General features: G+C 40.8%; 16 protein-coding genes. 15 read left to right on the top strand and 1 reads right to left on the bottom strand.

All coding sequences use genetic code 11. The features are described from left to right. Window positions 1-340: 340 nt before the first annotated feature. The 14 genes from F8R90_RS17460 to F8R90_RS17395 all read left to right on the top strand — a co-directional run bounded on the left by F8R90_RS17460 (window position 341) and on the right by F8R90_RS17395 (window position 16,847). Window positions 341-994 (top strand): prepilin-type N-terminal cleavage/methylation domain-containing protein, encoded by a 654-nt coding sequence (locus F8R90_RS17460; protein ID WP_196509537.1) that lies wholly within the window; start codon window positions 341-343, stop codon window positions 992-994. A 64-nt stretch (window positions 995-1,058) separates the two neighbouring features. Continuing rightward, a complete protein-coding gene (gene hpsC / locus F8R90_RS17455; protein ID WP_196509538.1) occupies window positions 1,059-2,045 on the top strand; it encodes a hormogonium polysaccharide secretion pseudopilin HpsC in 987 nt (328 codons plus the stop codon). A 38-nt stretch (window positions 2,046-2,083) separates the two neighbouring features. Beyond that, window positions 2,084-2,779 carry a prepilin-type N-terminal cleavage/methylation domain-containing protein gene (locus F8R90_RS17450; protein ID WP_196509539.1) on the top strand — a complete coding sequence of 232 codons (696 nt, stop codon included), beginning with the start codon at window positions 2,084-2,086 and terminating at the stop codon, window positions 2,777-2,779. Between the two features lie 186 nt (window positions 2,780-2,965). After that, window positions 2,966-3,934 carry a hormogonium polysaccharide biosynthesis glycosyltransferase HpsE gene (gene hpsE / locus F8R90_RS17445; protein ID WP_196509540.1) on the top strand — a complete coding sequence of 323 codons (969 nt, stop codon included), beginning with the start codon at window positions 2,966-2,968 and terminating at the stop codon, window positions 3,932-3,934. Window positions 3,935-3,945: 11 nt separating this feature from the next. Continuing rightward, window positions 3,946-4,941, top strand: a complete 996-nt coding sequence (gene hpsE / locus F8R90_RS17440) for a hormogonium polysaccharide biosynthesis glycosyltransferase HpsE (protein WP_196509541.1) — start codon at window positions 3,946-3,948, stop codon at window positions 4,939-4,941. After that, complete coding sequence (locus F8R90_RS17435; protein ID WP_196509542.1) at window positions 4,934-5,923, top strand: glycosyltransferase; 990 nt, start codon at window positions 4,934-4,936, stop codon at window positions 5,921-5,923. The genes hpsE (F8R90_RS17440) and F8R90_RS17435 overlap by 8 nt, the downstream gene beginning before the upstream one ends. Before the next feature lie 28 nt (window positions 5,924-5,951). Then, window positions 5,952-6,518, top strand: coding sequence for a pilus assembly FimT family protein (locus tag F8R90_RS17430; protein ID WP_196509543.1), 567 nt, complete (start codon window positions 5,952-5,954; stop codon window positions 6,516-6,518). A 32-nt stretch (window positions 6,519-6,550) separates the two neighbouring features. Next, window positions 6,551-7,195, top strand: a complete 645-nt coding sequence (locus tag F8R90_RS17425; protein WP_196509544.1) for a TIGR04282 family arsenosugar biosynthesis glycosyltransferase — start codon at window positions 6,551-6,553, stop codon at window positions 7,193-7,195. 361 nt (window positions 7,196-7,556) lie between these two features. Continuing rightward, complete coding sequence (hpsJ-B, locus tag F8R90_RS17420; protein ID WP_196509545.1) at window positions 7,557-8,399, top strand: hormogonium polysaccharide biosynthesis protein HpsJ; 843 nt, start codon at window positions 7,557-7,559, stop codon at window positions 8,397-8,399. 126 nt (window positions 8,400-8,525) lie between these two features. Further along, on the top strand, window positions 8,526-9,434 hold the full coding sequence (locus tag F8R90_RS17415) for a glycosyltransferase family 2 protein (RefSeq protein ID WP_196509546.1): 909 nt from the start codon (window positions 8,526-8,528) through the stop codon (window positions 9,432-9,434). A gap of 520 nt (window positions 9,435-9,954) precedes the next feature. Beyond that, window positions 9,955-10,716 carry a DUF502 domain-containing protein gene (locus F8R90_RS17410; protein WP_196509547.1) on the top strand — a complete coding sequence of 254 codons (762 nt, stop codon included), beginning with the start codon at window positions 9,955-9,957 and terminating at the stop codon, window positions 10,714-10,716. Window positions 10,717-11,086: 370 nt separating this feature from the next. Beyond that, the gene (nusB, locus tag F8R90_RS17405) at window positions 11,087-11,728 is read left to right on the top strand and encodes a transcription antitermination factor NusB (protein ID WP_196509548.1); all 642 of its coding nucleotides are present in this window, start codon (window positions 11,087-11,089) and stop codon (window positions 11,726-11,728) included. A gap of 397 nt (window positions 11,729-12,125) precedes the next feature. Further along, window positions 12,126-13,799: a signal recognition particle-docking protein FtsY gene (gene ftsY / locus F8R90_RS17400; protein WP_196509549.1), complete on the top strand. Its 1,674-nt coding sequence runs from the start codon at window positions 12,126-12,128 to the stop codon at window positions 13,797-13,799. Window positions 13,800-15,455: 1,656 nt separating this feature from the next. After that, on the top strand, window positions 15,456-16,847 hold the full coding sequence (locus F8R90_RS17395) for a PP2C family protein-serine/threonine phosphatase (RefSeq protein WP_196509550.1): 1,392 nt from the start codon (window positions 15,456-15,458) through the stop codon (window positions 16,845-16,847). Between the two features lie 563 nt (window positions 16,848-17,410). Here the strand turns inward: F8R90_RS17395 and F8R90_RS17390 are convergent. Beyond that, entirely contained in the window at window positions 17,411-18,694 is a 1,284-nt protein-coding gene (locus F8R90_RS17390; RefSeq protein ID WP_196509551.1) for an ankyrin repeat domain-containing protein, read from the bottom strand. A gap of 286 nt (window positions 18,695-18,980) precedes the next feature. Between F8R90_RS17390 and F8R90_RS17385 the strand changes: the two genes are divergently transcribed. Next, on the top strand, window positions 18,981-19,451 hold the full coding sequence (locus F8R90_RS17385; protein WP_196509552.1) for a DUF4079 domain-containing protein: 471 nt from the start codon (window positions 18,981-18,983) through the stop codon (window positions 19,449-19,451). Window positions 19,452-19,464 lie beyond the last annotated feature (13 nt).

Raw genomic sequence — 19,464 nt, 5'->3', positions numbered from 1 at the left:
ATATTAATCAAGTTCGTGTAGATTGGCGTTTTCGTACAGAAGATGCCAGAGTTAAGCTGTCAAAGATTTATCCAACCCCGCAAAATTAATGGGACAGACCACTAGTGGTCTGTCTCATTAAATATGATCGGTAAACTCATTCTTAATTTTTCTTCCTTTGCGCCCTTTGCGTCCTTTGCGGTTCGTTTCTCAACCCCCTCAAAATTAATGGGACAGACCACTAGTACAGCACGGCGCAAATAAACCACCCATCTGAAATATCTGAAATCCTTGCAAAAACGAATTACGAATTACTCGCAGCGGTACTAGTACTATTTTAGATTTTGGATTTTAAATTTCTATGAACCCACACCAACTACAAGAATCATCTGCTCAGTCTAGCCAGTCTGGTTTTACGATCATTGAGTCGCTGGTGGCAATCCTCGTGGTTAGCGTTTTGCTGGTTGCGATCGCACCTGTCCTAGTCATCTCAACCGCAACTCGTGTGCAAGCTAGACGCATAGAATTGGCAACAGGAGCGGCTAAAGCCTTCGTTGATGCTATTAAGTCTAAAACAATTTCAGAAACTCAAGTATCAAATGTAACTTCTTTACTTGCTAGCGAAAATGCCCCTACAGTCACAACTAATTTGTATTGCTTTCACAAAGATGGAAAAATCACTCCCCCAACTGAGTGTACAACGTACAAAACAAACACCAGCCCAGTGCAGTTTTACATTCAGGCTTTTGGTAAATCAGATGTAACTATCAGTACGAGTACCGCTCAAATCGATAGAGGTCAAGGCTATAGTTTGGGAATTCGGGTGTATCGTTCAGATGCAGAGTTTGGCTCTCTCAAGAAAACTTCTGATGACAATGGCAACCAAAAAACAACAGCAACGTTCACTGGGGGATTAGGCGATCGCAAAGCACCACTAGTAGAAATGACAACTGAAATTGTTAGGGGTCAAAGCTCCTATAGCGCTTTATGCGGAAGGCTTGGTGGTTGTCAATAATTAACCCAGCAAACATAAATAATTTTATGACTAAGTATCCGTCACTAAGGAGAAATGTAGCAAGATGAATATATTGAGGTGGCTGTTAAGTACTCAGCTAAAACTCTCTCACAAGCAAAACAAAAATAGTGGCTTCACGCTGATTGAATTACTAGTAGCTATGATCATTGCATTCCTGGTAATTACGCCGTTACTAGGTTTTATGATCAGCGTTTTAAACACTGACCGCCAGGAACAAGCCAAAGCCAACTCTGAGCAAGAAATTAGAGCAGCACTAGATTATATTACTCGCGATCTCCAACAAGCACTATATATATACGATGATGTAGGTATAGCAGCTATCAACTCCCAGATCCGTCCGGTAACAGATGGTGTTCCAATTCTAGTATTTTGGAAGCGAGAATTTACCAAAGACGCTGTTCAAAGTACAAATACTGCCGGTGAATCTCAAACAGATGATTCTTTTGTATATTCATTGGTAGCTTACTATTTAATTAAAGACGATAATACTAACTGGTCTCAAGCTGCCCGCATCGCCAGATGGGAAATTAAAGATGGGGTTACAAATAGTAGTGGTATTACTTGTACTGGATTTACTGAAAAATATAGACCAGGGTATTGTCCAGATAAAGGTTTTAAGCCTTTTGATTTATCACAAAAGGGTATAACATTACAAGCAAAAATGAATAGTTGGACAAATAGTTTGGCAACAGGGGACACTTACGGACAAGGACAAGTTCCCGTAGTTTTGGTTGATTTTATAGATCAAACAACAACAGTACCAGTACAGGGAGCGCCAGCAGTGACATGCTCTAATGGCTTTAGACAAATTCCAGCAGCAACAGCAACCATTGTCAGAACAGGATTCTATGCTTGTGTAAATTCAGTTAGCGCAAATAATAGAAGTGCTGCTGAAGTTTATTTAAGAGGTAACGCACAAGCTCGCTTATTAGAAGATGAAACTAAAGTACGTTACGCAGAGAGTAAATCTAGTTATTTTCCGAGTGCAAACATTAAGGTTCAAGGAAGCAGCTTTATATTTAGCAAATAGCTTCTATCTTTGACAAAGATTAATAAAAGCAGGATAGTATGCAGAATATTCCTAGTTTAAAATTATTCGATTATTTTCAGTTACACAGCAAAAAAACAAAACAAAAGCAGCAATATTTAGTAAATCGACACTATAGCTACAATCGACATGATGCTGGTTTTAGCCTGATAGAATTAACAGTAGTACTGTTATTGGTAGCAATTTTAGCAGCGATCGCAGCTCCTGGTTGGGTTGCTTTTGTGAACCGACAGCAGCTAAATAAAGCTAATGACGCTGTTTTAGCTGCACTACAAGACGCACAGCGCGAAGCTAAAAAGCAAAAACTTAACTACAGTATCAGTTTTCGCAAAAATAGCACAACCAAAAATGTAGAGGTTGCTATTTATCGTACAGATACTGGAATCAGCACATGGAAACCTTTAGGAACGGATGTAGGAATTAGCTCTGATAAATTTATACTAGGTGCAAATCTCAGTGGCGAAAACACTGTCAATTCTACTGATTCTACTGTACAGTACCCTCCTTCAAGTACGCCAACAAAAATTACCTTTGACTATATGGGGGCTTTACCAACTTCATACTTTGGGACAGGAACAGAGCCACCTGGGTTAAAAATAGTCGTAGCTATACCAACTGCTACAAATTCTACATCTGCCAGTAGCGTCAAGCGATGCGTCATTGTGAAAACTCTCTTAGGCTCAATGATGACAGCAAAAGACTCCCAATGTAACTAAGTAATTTTCATAGCCTAAATTTATAAAAATAAGCAATAATACTGAGCATAAAACTGCACATTGATAGCAAAATTGAAACATCATATGCAGTTTTAATGTTTGATATATTTATTTAAGAGCCATTGATAAATTAGCCCTCGGCTTAATATATAAAAAGCGTCCTAATCAAAATATACCTTTTGACAAATGACTGAAAACCTTGACTTTACTGTAGCTATCCCAACTTACAACGGTGAAAGTCGTTTGTCTGAACTACTAGAGCGACTACAAAACCAACTTTATACGGAAAATTTATCTTGGGAAATTATAGTTGTAGACAATAACAGCACTGATAATACAGCTAAAGTTGTTCAAGCATATCAAAAAAATTGGCAATATCCTTACCCTTTAAAATATTGCTTTGAACCAAAACAAGGTGCAGCGTATGCTCGAAAAAGGGCAGTTGCAGAAGCTAAAGGTAGATTCATAGGTTTTCTAGATGATGACAACTACCCATTATCCAATTGGGTATCCGCAGCTTATGCTTTTGGTGAAAAATATCCTCAAGCGGGAGCTTATGGCAGCCAAATTCACCCAGATTGGGAAGTAGAACCACCAGAAAACTTTCAGCGAATTGCTCCCTTTTTGGCAATTACAGAACGGGGTAATTTACCGCTGTTATATGAAGCAGCTAAAAAAATACTGCCACCTTCTGCTGGACTTGTTATCCGTAGAAAAGCTTGGTTAGAAAGTGTACCAGAACAGTGTATTTTAACTGGTAGAGTTAAAGGTAATATGCTCACCAGTGAAGACTTAGAAATGTTGTCTTATATCCAAAAGGCAGGATGGGAAATTTGGTATAACCCAGAAATGGAGATTTATCACAAAATACCCAGTTCCCGATTACAAAAAGACTATTTAATTCCATTTTTTAGAGGTATTGGACTTAGCCGTTATGTAACTAGAATGGTAAATGTCAAACATGTGTATAGACCAGTTGTTCTTTTAGCTTATATGATAAATGACTTGCGTAAAATTGCTTTACACTTGGTCAAATATCGGACTATTTTGAAAACTGATTTAGTCGCTGCTTGTGAGATGCAACTGTTTGTAAGTAGCCTGATTAGTCCTTTTTATCTGTGGAAAAATGGTTATTTAACTAAAAAATCTAATTAGAAAATCAATATATGAATGAAATATTTAAAAATATAGATTTTACTGTGGCTATTCCTACATATAATGGTGCAAAACGGCTGCCTAAAGTTTTAGATTTACTCTTTAATCAGACGGGGCTAAAAAATATAAATTGGGAAATAGTTATTATTGATAATAATAGTAACGATAATACATATGAGGTAATCCAGGCTTATCAAAAAATAGGTAATAGAAATTTCTTGTTAAAATATTTCCTGGAAAAGCAACAGGGAATTGCCTTTGCAAGAATGCGGGCAATAAATGAAGCTAGAGGCGAGTTTATTGCATTTGTAGATGATGATAACCTACCAGCAAATGACTGGGTTTTACAGTCTTATACTTTCGGCAAAGAGCATCCTCAAGCTGGTGCTTGGAGTGGTCAAATTCACGGTAATTTTGAAGTAAGTCCCCCAAAGGATTTTACAAGAATTCAAGCATTTCTAGCTATTAGAGAACACGGAATAGAACCATATTTATTTGATGCAGATAATTTAAGACTTCCTCCGGGTGCTGCGCTAGTAGTCCGTAAGCAAGCTTGGTGTGAAAGTGTTCCAGAAGAATTGGTTTTTAAGGGAAGACTTAGTAAATTGATGGTTAGCGGAGATGATACAGAAGCTCTCTTATACTTACACAAAGCAGGTTGGGAAATTTGGTACAATCCTGCAATGCATATCGATCATCAAATTCCACATTGGCGGCTAGAAAAAGACTACTTACTAGTACTAGCACGTGGTTGTGGTCTATGTATTTTTCAGCTACGCTTGATCAATGCTAAAAATTGGCAAAAACCAATAGTTTTGGTTAAGACTATCTTGGGTAATTTACATCGCGTATTACAACATATTATTAAGTATCGAGGGCAATTAAAAAGTAATTTAATTGCACTTTTTGAAATTAATTTTTACTGGGCTAGTATGATGAGTCCTTTTTATTCTTTAAAATGGAAGCTAGACAAAATTTTAGAAAATACAACTATACAAAATGATTAATTCAAATTTCAATACAGTAAAGATTTCTGTAATCATCCCAGCTTATAATAGCGAAAAAACCATTAAAGAAACAATTCAATCTGTTTTAAACCAAACTTTTACTAATTTGGAGTTAATTATAATAAATGATGGTTCACAAGATTCCACTTTAGATGTTATTGCAGAAATTCAAGACTCACGAATAAAAGTATTTTCTTACCCTAATGCTGGCGGAAATATTAGTCGTAACCGAGGGCTAAACCTTGCTGTTGGAGAATTTGTTAGTTTTTTAGATGCGGATGATCTTTGGACACCTGATAAGCTTCAGTCTCAGTTAAAGGCTCTGGAAGAAAACGTTACTGCAAAAGTTGCTTATAGTTGGACTAATTATATTGATGAAAACAGTGAATTTGTCCTTTCTGGTACACACTTTACCGCCAATGGAGACGTTTATGAAAAGTTATTGGTAACAAACTTTTTAGAGAATGGCTCCAATCCGTTGATTCGTAGAGAGGCTTTAATCGAATTAAGCGGATTTGATGAATGTCTAAGTGCTGCTCAAGATTGGGATATGTGGCTACGATTAGCCTGTAAATTTGATTTTATATGTGTATCATCTGTACAAATCTTATACCGTATAAGTGCTAATTCAGTTTCTTCCAATCTTGTCAGACAAGAAAAAGCTTGCTTGCAGGTACTTGAGAGAGCATATAAAGAAAGACCTTTAGCAAAGCATACTTGGAATTTAAGTCTAACAAATTTATATAAATACCTGACATGTAAATCCCTACAAAAGCCATTTAACAGACAAAAGGGTTTAGCTGCGGCTAAATTTTTGTGGAATTATATCCTTAATGACTCTTTAAGATTGAAGCGTATAACTTTCACCTTCAAACTATTATTGAAAATTATCATAATTTTGCTAATGCCTGCGTTGCTTGATAGCATTACTAACGAGCGCAAAGTCAGAAGTCAAGAAACTGAAACATTGCTCACCAGCTAGATAGCTGAAAAATCACCAGAAGACAAAAATGAATATCCAGGTGCATTTACAGTCTCTAGTTAATGCAAAAAATCTTTTGAATAAGTCCTCTAGCAGTGGTTTTTCTCTACCAGAGTTGTTAATAGTTGTTCTATTAATTGGTATATTAGCCACGTTGGGAATACCCAACTGGTTCACTTTTGTGGAGACTCGCCGCCTCAACACTGCACAAAACGAGGTTTACTATGCAATGCGCCAAGCCCAAAGGCAAGCCACCAAAGAAAAAGTGACTTGGCAAACTAGTTTTCGTGAGCAAAATGGCATCCTTCAATGGGCAGTTCATCCTGCTACAGTAAATCCATCCAACGCTAACTGGAATAACTTAGATAACAATGTGCGTTTAGATGCGGAAACTACCTTACAAATCTCAAATGGCGTTAGGCAAATTAAATTTGATTACAGAGGTAATATTGTTTCGCTACCGCGAAGTATCACTATCTCCAGTCAGTATGGTGGTAAAGTTAAGCGTTGCGTCTATATCTCTACGATTTTAGGAGCAATGCGAATGGCAAAAGAGCACTCTACAGCAAACAATGAGGGTGATTATTGCTATTAAGATATTTGTAGTTTATTCAAATAAGGTATTGCGTGCTGAACTTACCAGCAAACCCAAAACAGCACTTGATTATTTTCACCCGCTATCCAGAACCAGGTAAGACAAAAACCCGATTGATACCTGCTTTGGGAACTGTTGGTGCTGCCAATCTTCAACGCCAGATGACTGAATATACAATATTTCAGGTTCAAGAATTGCAAAAAACCATTGCCATATCTGTGGAAGTGCGGTTTGCAGGTGGCGATTTGCAACTTATGCAAGACTGGCTGGGGTTGGATTTAGTTTACCAGTCTCAAGGTGAAGGGGATCTAGGTTCGCGGATGGCGCGATCGCTTTTCGATGCTTTTGAATCTGGAGCAGAAAAAGTAATTATCATCGGTACAGATTGTCCTGGAGTGAATACCCAGATTCTAGCCACAGCGTTTGAGAAGTTACACGCCTTTGACCTCGTACTTGGCCCTGCGATCGATGGTGGATATTACTTAATTGGTTTGCGTCAACCCATCCCGGAGTTATTCGTTAACATCGAGTGGGGAACTGCTCAAGTATTCCAAAAAACCGTGGACATTTCCCAGAAACTAAATTTATCACATGTGAACTTATCGCCTCTAGCTGATGTTGACCGACCGGAGGATCTGCCGATTTGGGAACAAGCCTTTGCAGGGGAGATGGAATAATCAGCGAGATGTAGTCTAAACTCCAGTAGAACGCTTGCTAAACCTAACGTCTAGGTTAATTTGACACGAATGGCAAGATGCCCACCGCACAAGAAGTAGTTGAGTATTTTTATTTGGAGATACTTAATAAGCCTTTTTCTACAGCCCCGCACTAGGTCAGTATTTTAAAACACTAGGAATTTCCTGAAGACACTGTACATAACAAATGCTACTGTGGCCTAGTTGAAAACCTAGAGGCAGATAGCCTTTACCAATATTGAATCTGCTTTATATTTGTACACAACAGTTACGGTCATGGGCACAATATTTAAGTAGCTTGAAATATGAAAATCACTCGTATTCACCGCCAGTTTGAAAAACTATGGTCAACCGTTTTGCTTCCGTAAGTACTGCCCTCACACTTAAGGTAGTTGGAATAATCTGCATTTTGTCGTTTCTTGTTGACTTTTTGATTCTATTGTTACCCTTTCAACCGACTGATCGGGTATGGCAAATTAACTTGGCAACAGCGCTAGTTGATCGAGGAATCGTTCCTTTAGTTGGTTTGGGGCTGCTGTTTGCTGCCTATTGGATTGATAGTGCTGATGCAGGAAGCGATCGCCCCCAAGGTATCGATTTAAGATTTCCCGCCGTGATCCTCTCAAGTATTTTAGGGTTGATGTTCTTGCTGATTTTTCCCCTGCACCTCAATAACGTCAATCAAGCTAAGACTCAAACACTCAACCGAATTACCCAAGAAGCAGATCAGGCAGAAACTCAACTGAATACTCGGTTATCGCAATTGCAAGCACAACTAAATACTGAGCAAGGAAAAGCTCAATTAGAGCAACTGCGAAACCAAACCAAAGCTCAGTTTAGTGAAATACTCAAAGATGATCAGAGATATAAGCAAGCACTTGAAAGCTCTCAAATTCCAGCAAATATAAAAGAGTTACTGAAGAAGGCTAAAACAGATCCTCAAGTACTTGACAAAGCTATCCAACAACAAACAGATATTCAAACGCTGCGAACTCAACAACTGAGCCAAGTTCGCCAGCGCAGAGACGAAGCAGAGAAACAAGCTAAAGATACTGCTTGGAAATCTGGACTGCGGATTGGGATTAGCAGTTTGCTGTTGTCCATTGGTTACATTATCATCGGCTGGACAGGCTTAAAAGGTAGAGGTGCTATACAAGGTGGTAAACCTAGAGCTACCGCACGTTAATGCACTATCGGTATGGCAGTAGGACGTATCCAATAATTATTGATGGCTTATACTGCCATACGCCTAATAGCTAATAACAATAAAAAGGCAATTATCACTGACTAAAATCGCTATAAAACTTGGGTAATGTTCTCAATTTACATACTGACATATAACGAAGAGTTAGATATTGCTGCTTGTATCGAATCGGCGATGCTATCGGATGACATCATTGTTGTGGATTCGTGCAGTAGCGATCGCACTGTAGAAATTGCCAGTCGCTATCCCATTCGCGTCGTCCAACACGCTTTTGAAAGCCACGGACGCCAACGCACCTGGATGTTAGAGTCTATCCCCCGGAAGCACGAATGGGTTTACATTCTCGAAGCTGACGAGCGCATGACACCAGAACTGTTCGCGGAATGCGAAAAGGCCAGTCAGAATCCAGACTACATCGGCTACTACGTGGCTGAACGTGTCATGTTCATGAATCGCTGGATTCGTTACAGCACACAGTATCCCCGTTACCAAATGCGCCTCTTCCGCCACGGTAAAGTCTGGTTTACAGACTACGGCCATACTGAACGGGAAGTTTGTGAGGGTGCAACTAGCTTTTTAAAAGAAACATACCCACACTACACTTGTAGCAAAGGCTTGAGCCGCTGGATTGACAAGCATAACCGTTATTCTACAGATGAAGCTCAAGAAACGCTGTATCAACTAGAACAGGGAAACGTAAACTGGCGAGATTTATTTTTTGGCAAATCGGAAGTCGAAAAACGCCGCGCCCTAAAAGATTTGTCTTTGCGTTTACCCGCCAGACCGTTGCTACGGTTTGTATATATGTATTTTATATTAGGCGGCTGTTTAGATGGACACGCTGGACTTGCTTGGTGTACATTGCAGGCATTCTACGAATATCTGATTTTGCTCAAAGTTTGGGAAATGAAGTATCTACCAAAACCCAATTTAGACGCAACAGCAATTCTGGCGCAAGAGAGTACACAACAGTTGCAGTGTGCGGATTCTGAAACTACACAGGTTGATGTCGCGTAAAGGCGACTGGAGATTAGAAGCAGCGATCGGTTACGGCTGACTGGTACGCGATCGCAAAATCAGAATTCAGAGGGACGCACAGCTAGCTATGCGTCCTTATCGCGTTTTCCACCTAAACGAGAACTAGCATAATAAATTAATATTTTTAACAGAACATTTTCATAAAAGCCGCTCTTGCTCAAATGTGAATGACTGACAGATAAAATAATTCCTTAGTTTACCTGCTGGTACTTTCACAATCATGAGCAGCTTTTGATTGAGCGCGGTAGATTAGTAATACCTAAGGGCTTGCAACAATCATTTACAAGTCTTACAAAGAAAAGTAACATCTTCTGGAAATAACCAGCCGCTATCGGATTGGTTGATGTCTATGTGTATGCTTGTAGGAAAATAGCTGATTTCCAGCAACAAGTACGTGTTTTTGCGGCAGCAGCCCAGCTGCTAGCTTCTTGGACAGTTAAGTAACTTGCGGTAGAAGCTGCTTCAAGTAAAGCCTTTGCTATTTGATGAATTTGCTGGTATGGATACCAATAACAAAAGTTCCTCTAGCTTAAAACAGGAGAATCGGGGCTTGGTAATCGATCGCCTAAAACAGGACTTAAAAAACGACCTGATTGCTGGTTTGTTGGTAGTAATTCCCCTAGCAACCACTATCTGGCTGACAATTACCATTGCTAATTGGGTAATCAACTTCCTCACCCAAATACCCAAACAACTGAATCCCTTTGATGGCTTAAACCCAATTTTAGTAAATTTACTGAATTTACTAGTAGGATTGGCTGTGCCGCTACTAAGCATCTTGTTAATGGGCTTGATGGCTCGCAATATTGCTGGGCGGTGGTTGTTAGATTTTGGTGAGCGGTTATTACAGGCAATTCCTTTAGCGGGACAGGTATACAAAACTCTCAAACAGCTTTTAGAAACCATACTAAAGGATTCTAATGGCAAGTTTCGCCGGGTAATTTTGGTAGAGTATCCCCGTCGAGGAATTTGGGCGATCGCCTTTGTCACTGGTGCAATCAGCAGTGATATCCAAGCCCAGATCTCTCGCCCCGTGCTAAGTGTTTTTATCCCTACTACCCCGAATCCGACTACCGGATGGTACGCAATAGTTCCTGAAGACGAGGTAGTGAACCTCTCCATCTCGATTGAAGATGCCTTTAAAATAGTTGTATCAGGTGGCATTGTCGCCCCCAATACGCCCTTGCTTTTCCCCGAATCCACACTAGAAGTAAAACACGACGAAATCAAGCCGCAGATTATTCCCGTTGAAGAAACGTGAATTATCCAAGTATGGTGTAAGCTCTCGCAATTCATCGGGAATAGGCAATAAAACTCCGTAGTTTTATTGGTCTTATATTCCCTCCTTTTGTCAGAAGTAGTGGTTCCCAAGACCCAAATCTTTCTCTTGCGACCTGTTTTTCGCTTACGGCATTTAAGTTCAATGTGTGGAATTTAACCAGAAAAAGAGTTCGTTTTCTCCATATCCTCTTGCAGGAGCAAAGAAAGTCAGAAGATAGTTTTAGTTAAAATCAATCTGGCAAAGTCACAAGTAAATGCGTAATGTTGTTGTTTGACTGTGCCAAAATTGATATGATTATAAATTTGTCCCGCCTAATTAATCAGTTCTCGCACAAGCACCCCTCAGTTTTATGCAACCTCGTAAACCCCAGCAAATTGCTCGTGAATTGGCGCTTTTAAGCCTTAGCCAATTGCCAGTCAACCCAAAGAAATTAGATAAATTGGAAGACGATCAACTAGTATCCAAGTTGGTGCTAGGAGCAGTACGCACTCTGACCTCAGAAGTGCAAGATACCCTCGATAATGCCGCAGGTGAACTGCAACGCAGCAACGAGCGCCTCTTAAGTAGCCAAACTCGGGCCTCCGATCTCAATACTGCCAGAACAATGCTTCAAGAAGCGATCGCCTGCACCCAGACAGCAATCAATCAGTTGGGTACCGCAGTTGATTTCCCAGTATTGATTCAGTTAGCTAATCAGGACAAGGGAGTTCGGAATTACGCTAAAGAGCTTGTGATTACCGTTAACGAAAATCGACACATTATAGATGAACTCATTTCTACTGCCTTAGTAGATTGGCAAGTAACTCGCTTGGCCCAAATTGACCGCGATATTTTGCAAATCGCTGTGGCAGAAATGAAGTTTTTAGGAGTTCCAGACAGTATCGCCATCAACGAAGCTGTGGAGCTAGCCAAACGCTACAGTGGAGACGATGGTCATCGGTTTATTAATGGTGTTTTGCGCCGAGTCACTGAGCAGAAAAAAACAGCATAAGTTAAGTCGACGTAAATAATTGTCCTTGGGATAAGGCAAAAGGCAAGAGGCAATAATAAGGGTTAAAACCCTTGTTCATTTTTCTTCAGATAGTTTGATTTTATTGTGCCAACTTACTTAGTACCACTTCGTAATTCCTATACTACCGTAGAGCAAAGTCTGTAGCCGCTTCTGCGGCTTTCTCCGAGCGGAATTTCTCCCTTGGTGCTAGCCTCTCTTTTTGGGAGAAGGGGAGACACTGCGCGAACGGAGGAAAGCTTCTGTTGTACCGATTCTTTTCAAACTGCGTTGAAAAGGTGAGGATAACCCGGAAGTTTTCACTCCAGGAAAAAGTGCAAAGTTAAATTAAACTCATAACTTATAACTCATAACTCATATAACAACTAAAACTGCTGCAATGGTTTTTAATTGGTTCCGTCGTCAATATAACGATTCCTCTGACACTCCCTCTGATAAGAAACAGGAAGAAACTCCTCCTGCACAAGAACCCCAAGCAGAGCCAGCCGAAACGCCAACATCAATAGATGAAACTGCACCAGACACAACGGCAGACTTGTTAGCGTTTGCTAAAGCTGCTTACAAAAATATTCAGCAAAAACAACAAGCCGAGGTAGTAGAAACCTTACCTGATGTAGCAGATACCTCAGCACTATCAGCACAACCTGAAACCGCAGAAACGACAATTGCGGAAATCACCGAACCAGAAACAACTGAGGAACCTGCTGGTACGACCGTAGAAACATCACAGCAAGAAGTTATCCAAGCAGCTACTGAGGAAGGAAGTACGGAAGATTCCTCAGTGGCAGCAATTGCTGAAGAGCCAGATGTAAAAAGCCCAGAACTAACGGGAATTGAAGTTGAACCAACACCCACCGAACCAATAGCTACGCCAGAGGCAACACAGCCAACAGCACCAGCCACCTTATCCTTCTTAGAACGGGCGGCGGCAGAACGGCAAGCCAAGTTGGAACAACTAATAGCTACTGCTATTGATGTCCCAGAACCGGAGGTAGTACAGCCAGTAGCTACAACCTCAGAGACAGGAGAGGAAATTCCCGGACTGGTATTTGATGATGGGTTTGTCTGGTCAGCGAAAGTTTTAGCAGCCCAAGGTAGAAATCCAGAAGACGTTTCTATTGAGGAGATTACTTGGCTGAAAAAGCTCCGGCAAGGGTTAGACAAAACTCGCCGTAGTATTCTCAACCAACTGAAGGCGATCGTTGGTCAAGGGCCGCTGAACCAAGCTGCTGTAACGGAAATTGAGGCATTGCTCCTGCAAGCTGATGTGGGTGTAGAGGCGACAGATTTTATTATCAATGCCTTACAGACAAAACTTCGAGAAGAAGTCACCGCACCAGAAGAAGCGATCGCTTACCTGAAAAAAATCCTTCGGGATATGCTGGATGCACCGAGCAAAACATCCCACAAAATTAGCTTTACCCCAGAAAAAGAAACCTTGAATATTTGGTTAATCACTGGGGTAAATGGTGCCGGTAAAACTACCACTATCGGCAAAATTGCCCACCTGGGACAAAAATCTGGTTATAAATGCTTGATTGGCGCAGCAGACACCTTCCGCGCCGCCGCCGTGGAACAGGTGAAGGTTTGGGGTAGTAGAAGTGGTGTAGAAGTAATTGCCAATCCTGGAAAAAATACAGATCCGGCAGCAGTTGTATTTGATGCGATCGCAGCCGCCCAAGCGCGGCAAACAGAATTACTTCTGGTAGATACAGCTGGACGACTGCAAAACAAGAAAAATTTAATGGATGAACTCAGCAAAATCCGGCGAATTATCGACAAAAAAGCCCCAAATGCTAATGTAGAATCTCTTTTGGTTCTAGATGCCACTTTAGGACAAAATGGACTGCGGCAAGCCGAAGTTTTCTCCCAAGCTGCCCAACTGAGTGGCGTTGTCTTAACCAAGCTAGATGGCACAGCCAAAGGCGGTGTTGCCCTTGCCGTTGTGCAACAGCTAGGTTTACCTATTCGCTTTATTGGTGCTGGCGAAGGAATTGAAGACCTGCGCCCCTTTTCTAGCTATGAATTTGTCGAAGCTCTCTTGAGTGGCTAATGAAAAAATTTGGGGTTATAAATTTTTCTTGACTACTGATAAGTTTAGGGATGACTGGTCTGCTATTATCACTTGAACTAATTAGAAACAAAATACTAGAAACAGATCAAGTCCTAAAATCATGAGTTTGTCACAACAAATAAGTGACTTTTGCTAAAATTTCAAGCTAATGCCCTTTTTTTACTCTCTAAATGGCATTTAGTTGCGACACACAAGAGCCAGGAAGCTTGCATCTTGCAGTAATGTAAAGGGCAAGCGAGACACTTACCCCCACAAATATAACTATAGCTGTAGGATGGATAGCAGTCTGAGCGGTGAATAGTGCTTTGGAGAGCCAACGGGGGTGAGTCCAGCACTAGGGGAGGAGTTTCCCTCCACAGTTTCTTAGTGTTGACTATGGCGATTTGTACCCCTGTGGGGAAGCAAGCTAGGCGGCATCTCTGAGAGGAGAAGCAACTGCGTTGGCGAGTAGGGAGATATGTACGTAATTTTATTTAATAGTAGGAGGACAAGCGTCAGCTATTTTACCAGCAGCGACATCAGGAAAAGGACAGCTTCCGATGATCATAACTTCGGAAAATCGTCCACTGTGGACTCAAAAAATGAATTGGTGTAAGTAAGCTGGTTCAACACTCCCAGGCATTTTCTCATATCATAGTTGCTGAAGTATCTACAATATTTTCTGTAGTAAATTAAGAGGTTTTAAGTCTGATATTTAAACAACAACACTTTTTCTAGCTTTTGACTTAAAGTTATTGGAGGATATTTTTTTAGATTTAATGTCATCTCTTCCATTCATAGTCTTACACTTACCAAATGAATCCCCCCTAAAATCCAATACAGTTCAGTTAAGCATTTCTTCGTTATTTTTCTTTGCGTCCCGTAGAAAAAAAGGCTGTAGCCTGTGGAAAGCCTCTTTGTGTCTATGTTATAAAAAATTGACTTTGATAAAGAGTTAAGTCCTAACCCAAGCTTATTGCCCTAAAATCAATGACGGGCTAATGGTTTAAATCTCTTGCCACGGACTCTAAAGATTAGGTTGTCTTACTTTTATCCCGTTTCAAGGGGTTTAAATTTTGCATATTCAGTAACTTAAAAATTCGCAAAACGATAAATTAAAAATGGAAAACCTCAATCTTGGCGATTATCCGGGTAATTATGGTATATAAATTAAGTATTTGAAGACTTATTTATATATTCTTAGGTTGGGTAATGGGTATAAGTCTGCTTTTTACCAAACTAAGCTACGATGTGAGCGTCTACAAAATTTTTCACTCAAAAGACTTCTAGTCTCCTAGTTGCCTCTGCCAAAAAAGTTATTCTGAAAGCGTTATGAATTATTCTTTTAATAAAGTATTTTTATTACTTTAGGGATATGCTTTGGTAATTAGGTTATGAAAAAATGAAAACCTTTCTGAACTATCACCGAAGCTAGTAATTTTTACGGGTTGTGTTTTGAATAAAAATACATGAATTTAAATTTTTAAGATTCAATCAAAAAGACAAAAAACAAATAAAATACTTATAAAACTTGCCTGTTACGTCTTTATACTCTTGCTAAAGTGACAAGTCTTGTCTAAATATGGTTTAGCAATGCCAAAGCCAAAAGATTTATAAGTAATCTGAAATTTACCAATATAAAGTGCAATAGTACCTGTGCCTGTGTCTCAACTGCCCTCTCAACCCACTGACAACAATACTAGTGCCGCGACAGATGTCACACCAGTCGTGGCACTCAAAGAACTCGTGGCAAGGTTGCACCGGGAACAGAACAAAATTCAAGATTTGCTAAGTTCTTTAGGCTTTGCCCTGAGAAGTTTCAATAATTTGAATCAGTTTTTGGAACTGATCCCACTGATGGCAACAAGAGTGACAGATGCAGACGGCAGCGCTCTGTTTCTCTACAAACCTAATGGTCAAGTCAGGTTAGAGCAGTTACATTGGCAAGATAGTGGTCAGCGAAAGAATATCCGTAAAGCGCTAGAAATAGCTAGTAGTCAAATCACGCTTCTACCCAATAATGCCCCTCTAGCGAATGCCACGGGGATTTTGGATGACCAGATGCATCGCTATCTGGGGCCTGATGTGCAAATCTTTGGTACGGCAATTCTAGTGAAGCATACAGAACGGGGATGGCTCTACGTCTTGAGCCGTGATCCAGAATATAGTTGGACAGAAACTAGGCAAAAGTTAGTTAGGTTAGTAGCAGACCAAACAGCGGTAGCAATCGAAAACGATGAACTAGCCGTAGAACTAAGAAAAAAAGAACGCCTAGACCAAGAACTAGAAATTGGTGCAGAAATTCAACGGCGACTTCTACCACGTCAATGCCCCACAATCCCTGGTGCAGTACTTGCGGCACGCTGTAAACCTGCCAATCGGGTTGGCGGAGACTACTACGACTTTATTGCTACCAATCACAATAAGATTCAGCCCAAGGCCAAAAGCGGTACGGAAACTAGTCGCTGGGGTTTGGTTATTGGAGATGTCATGGGCAAAGGTGTCCCCGCTGGGCTGATTATGACGATGATGCGGGGAATGCTACGAGGAGAAGTGCTACATGGTAATTCCCCAGCCGGAATTCTGCAAAACTTAAATAGAGTTATGTATGCGGATTTGGAAAATTCCCACCGCTTTGTAACGCTATTTTACTCAGAATATAATCCCCATACCCGAATTTTGTCTTATAGCAATGCGGCACACAATCCTCCCTTATGGTGGCACGCAGCCACGAAAACTGTCAGCCGTTTAGATACTCTAGGAATGTTAATCGGTTTGGATGCCAACAGCCAATATGAAGATGCACAGGCACAGTTAGAGCCTGGGGATACAATTATTTACTATACAGATGGCTTGACCGATGCCGCTGCTGCTGGTGGTGATCGCTTCGATGAAGATAACTTTGTCGCTGGCTTCAATACGGCTTGCAAGTACTGCAATGGGCCAGAGGAGATTGTGGATTACCTATTTGACCAAGTTGAGCAATTCATCGGTGCTGATAAGCAAAACACTGATGATATGACACTAGTTGTTCTGCAAATTTTATAGTCATTAACCATTTTTGCTTGGTCAAGTCATGATTAACCCGATGGTGACTGGGGATTCACCATAGTGATTATACTAAATTTAATTTTTTATTTATTTTTTCCTTGGCTTGCCGTAGCGATCGCTCAAATGTTCGCACATCAACCTTTTTTCAGATTCATTTTTATTCAGCCTTAGGGAGGATACATAAAAAATGATCGTTAGAATACTTTTCTCTTAAAGTAAAAACTATATATTTTGCACATCTAGCACAGTAGGAAACGCCAAGGGGGAGACTAGGTAAAAGGTAAAAGTACAAGGTAAAAAGTAAAAGGTAAATTTACTTCTTCATTTTTTCTTTCTTTCTATCCTTGTGACGCAAGCATTTAGCCTGCTCCCTCTTGTCGTTTTAATTTTTTCTTTCTCCGCCGTAGTAAGTTCACAACAGCTACGACGGAGTTTTGCTTTCTTTGTTTCTTACGCCTAGACTTGGTTTTTTAAATCTCCTCAGTATTTAAGTAAATAACCTTCATTTAATGATTTGTCAACACATTTCTGAAAATATTTTAGTTAAAGAATTCAGATAGCTATTCTTGCGCCCCAGCTTTTTGCAGACTCCGCACCACATTCTTATAACCATTAAATTCTGCAATCATCAAAGCAGTATAACCACCCCGGTTTTTCAAATTCATATCTGCCCCAGCTTGCAGTAACAACTGCACAATTTCGCCGTAACCTGCTGAGGCAGCCCACATCAATGCTGTTGCCCTCGCCGAGTCTTGAAAATTCACATTTGCTCCCTTTGCTAGCAGCAAATGTATTATCTCTATGTACTTGCGTTCGGTTGCCTTGAGCAAAGCAGTTTTGCCATCATCGCCCGGAGTGTTGGCATCAGCACCATAGTCTAGCAGCACTTTCACTGTTTGGGTGTGTCCTTGTAATACAGCCAGCGTCAAAGGTACTTCACCAAGATTTTTCTCAGTAATATCTGCCCCAGAACGTAGTAGTGTCTCGACAATTTGGTTATGTCCCTGCAATGCAGCTACAAGCAGTGGTGTATCACCCAGATGGTTCCTAATTTGGACATCTGCACCCCTGTTAAGTAACAGTTGTACGACATCAATGTAGCCTTCCACAACGGCAAGGTGTAAAGCAGTTTCACCATCTTGGTCTTGGAGATTAATTTCAGCACCTCGATCCAGTAAAACTGCTGCGATCGCACTGTGTCCAGCCGCCGCCGCCGCCGAGAGGGCAGTTCCACCATCAGCATTTTTCAGATTCACATCAGCACCTGCTGCTAGTAGTGCTTCCACAACACCCAGATGTCCCAAATCTGCCGCTAATGTTAAGAGTGTCTCACCCTCCTCATCTCGGATATTGACATCGACACCAGTTTGAACAATTGCTTGTAAAACTTCTATTTGTCCCTGCTTAACTGCTAGTTTCAACGCAGTATCATCATCTTTATCTGCGATACTTACCTTCGCACCAGCAGCCAATAAAACTCGCACTACATGGATATGACCTTTGAGTACAGCTGCCATTAAAGCTGTGCTGCCATCTTCATTAGTGGCATTTACATCAGCACCTTTGGATAGTAAAAGCTGCACAATGTCAAGCTGTTTGGCACTAGCTGCCAACATCAAAGCCGTCAAACCATAGAGTTTTCTGGGCAAGTTGATATTTGCCCCAGCATCCAGCAGCGATCGCACAATTTCGGTGTAGCCTAAATTGGCAGCAAACATTAACGCCGTCGTGCCTTGGCGATCGCACGCGTCCACCCTCGCACCAGCAGCCAGTAGCGCATACAGATGCTTAATATCGCCACTTTTAGCAGCTTTTAGCATCAAAGTATCGTTGTTTTCAATCATGGATGAGATCCCACACAGGGGGTTTTGTTCGTCTACCCTCAAAATTTAGTCTGAGATTGTTTATCCACTTTGGCAAGAGGGTTATGCAATTCAAAATTAAATATTAAATATTAAAATTTAATAAAAGCAGTCTTGGCAAACATTCTGGCTATTGGCTTGATGAAAAGTACAGCGAGGGAGGCTTCACTCTTCTCTTTCTTAGCCTCTTTTAGTTTGTGCAACTTGCAGCACAGGAAATAGAGTTATGCTAATTTTTATGAAGATTTAATAATTGGGCGAGAACACGATGAGTCTGGAACTTTCTGCGTCGGTGAAATATTGGCTGAACTTCTTTCATCCGGTGATCATGTGGGCGCTATTAGTACTTTCAATTTATGCTGCCTACTTGGGGCTGCAACTACAGCGTACCAGAAATGCTCAGGGGGAAGAAAAGAAAGAACTGATTAAAGGTAGATATAACGTCAGACACTACCAAATCGGGTCTATACTCCTAGCTTTGATGGTAGTAGGTGCAATTGGAGGGATGGGTGTCACTTACATCAATAATGGCAAGTTATTTGTCGGGCCTCACCTGCTGGCAGGACTCGGTATGACGGGCCTGATTGCATTTTCTGCTGCTTTGTCTCCTTATATGCAGAAAGGAGCAAATTGGGCGCGTGCAACTCACATTCTGTTGAATTTTACCCTTTTGGGACTTTTTGCTTGGCAGGCTGTCACCGGCGTGCAAATTGTCCAAAGAATTCTCACTAAAGCATAGTAAGTAGTACTTT

The sequence above is a fragment of the Nostoc sp. NZL genome, assembly GCF_015714705.1.
Classification (GTDB): domain Bacteria; phylum Cyanobacteriota; class Cyanobacteriia; order Cyanobacteriales; family Nostocaceae; genus Nostoc; species Nostoc foliaceum_A.
This window is presented reverse-complemented; position numbering and strand designations above follow the sequence as displayed.

What these genes read in the sequence shown, in the direction of transcription:
- F8R90_RS17460 (WP_196509537.1), top strand. Translation starts at nt 341, where the DNA reads ATGAACCCACACCAACTACAAGAATCATCTGCTCAGTCTAGCCAGTCT.
- hpsC (WP_196509538.1), top strand. Translation starts at nt 1,059, where the DNA reads ATGAATATATTGAGGTGGCTGTTAAGTACTCAGCTAAAACTCTCTCAC.
- F8R90_RS17450 (WP_196509539.1), top strand. Translation starts at nt 2,084, where the DNA reads ATGCAGAATATTCCTAGTTTAAAATTATTCGATTATTTTCAGTTACAC.
- hpsE (WP_196509540.1), top strand. Translation starts at nt 2,966, where the DNA reads ATGACTGAAAACCTTGACTTTACTGTAGCTATCCCAACTTACAACGGT.
- hpsE (WP_196509541.1), top strand. Translation starts at nt 3,946, where the DNA reads ATGAATGAAATATTTAAAAATATAGATTTTACTGTGGCTATTCCTACA.
- F8R90_RS17435 (WP_196509542.1), top strand. Translation starts at nt 4,934, where the DNA reads ATGATTAATTCAAATTTCAATACAGTAAAGATTTCTGTAATCATCCCA.
- F8R90_RS17430 (WP_196509543.1), top strand. Translation starts at nt 5,952, where the DNA reads ATGAATATCCAGGTGCATTTACAGTCTCTAGTTAATGCAAAAAATCTT.
- hpsJ-B (WP_196509545.1), top strand. Translation starts at nt 7,557, where the DNA reads ATGGTCAACCGTTTTGCTTCCGTAAGTACTGCCCTCACACTTAAGGTA.
- F8R90_RS17415 (WP_196509546.1), top strand. Translation starts at nt 8,526, where the DNA reads ATGTTCTCAATTTACATACTGACATATAACGAAGAGTTAGATATTGCT.
- F8R90_RS17410 (WP_196509547.1), top strand. Translation starts at nt 9,955, where the DNA reads ATGGATACCAATAACAAAAGTTCCTCTAGCTTAAAACAGGAGAATCGG.
- nusB (WP_196509548.1), top strand. Translation starts at nt 11,087, where the DNA reads ATGCAACCTCGTAAACCCCAGCAAATTGCTCGTGAATTGGCGCTTTTA.
- ftsY (WP_196509549.1), top strand. Translation starts at nt 12,126, where the DNA reads ATGGTTTTTAATTGGTTCCGTCGTCAATATAACGATTCCTCTGACACT.
- F8R90_RS17390 (WP_196509551.1), bottom strand. Translation starts at nt 18,694, where the DNA reads ATGATTGAAAACAACGATACTTTGATGCTAAAAGCTGCTAAAAGTGGC.
- F8R90_RS17385 (WP_196509552.1), top strand. Translation starts at nt 18,981, where the DNA reads ATGAGTCTGGAACTTTCTGCGTCGGTGAAATATTGGCTGAACTTCTTT.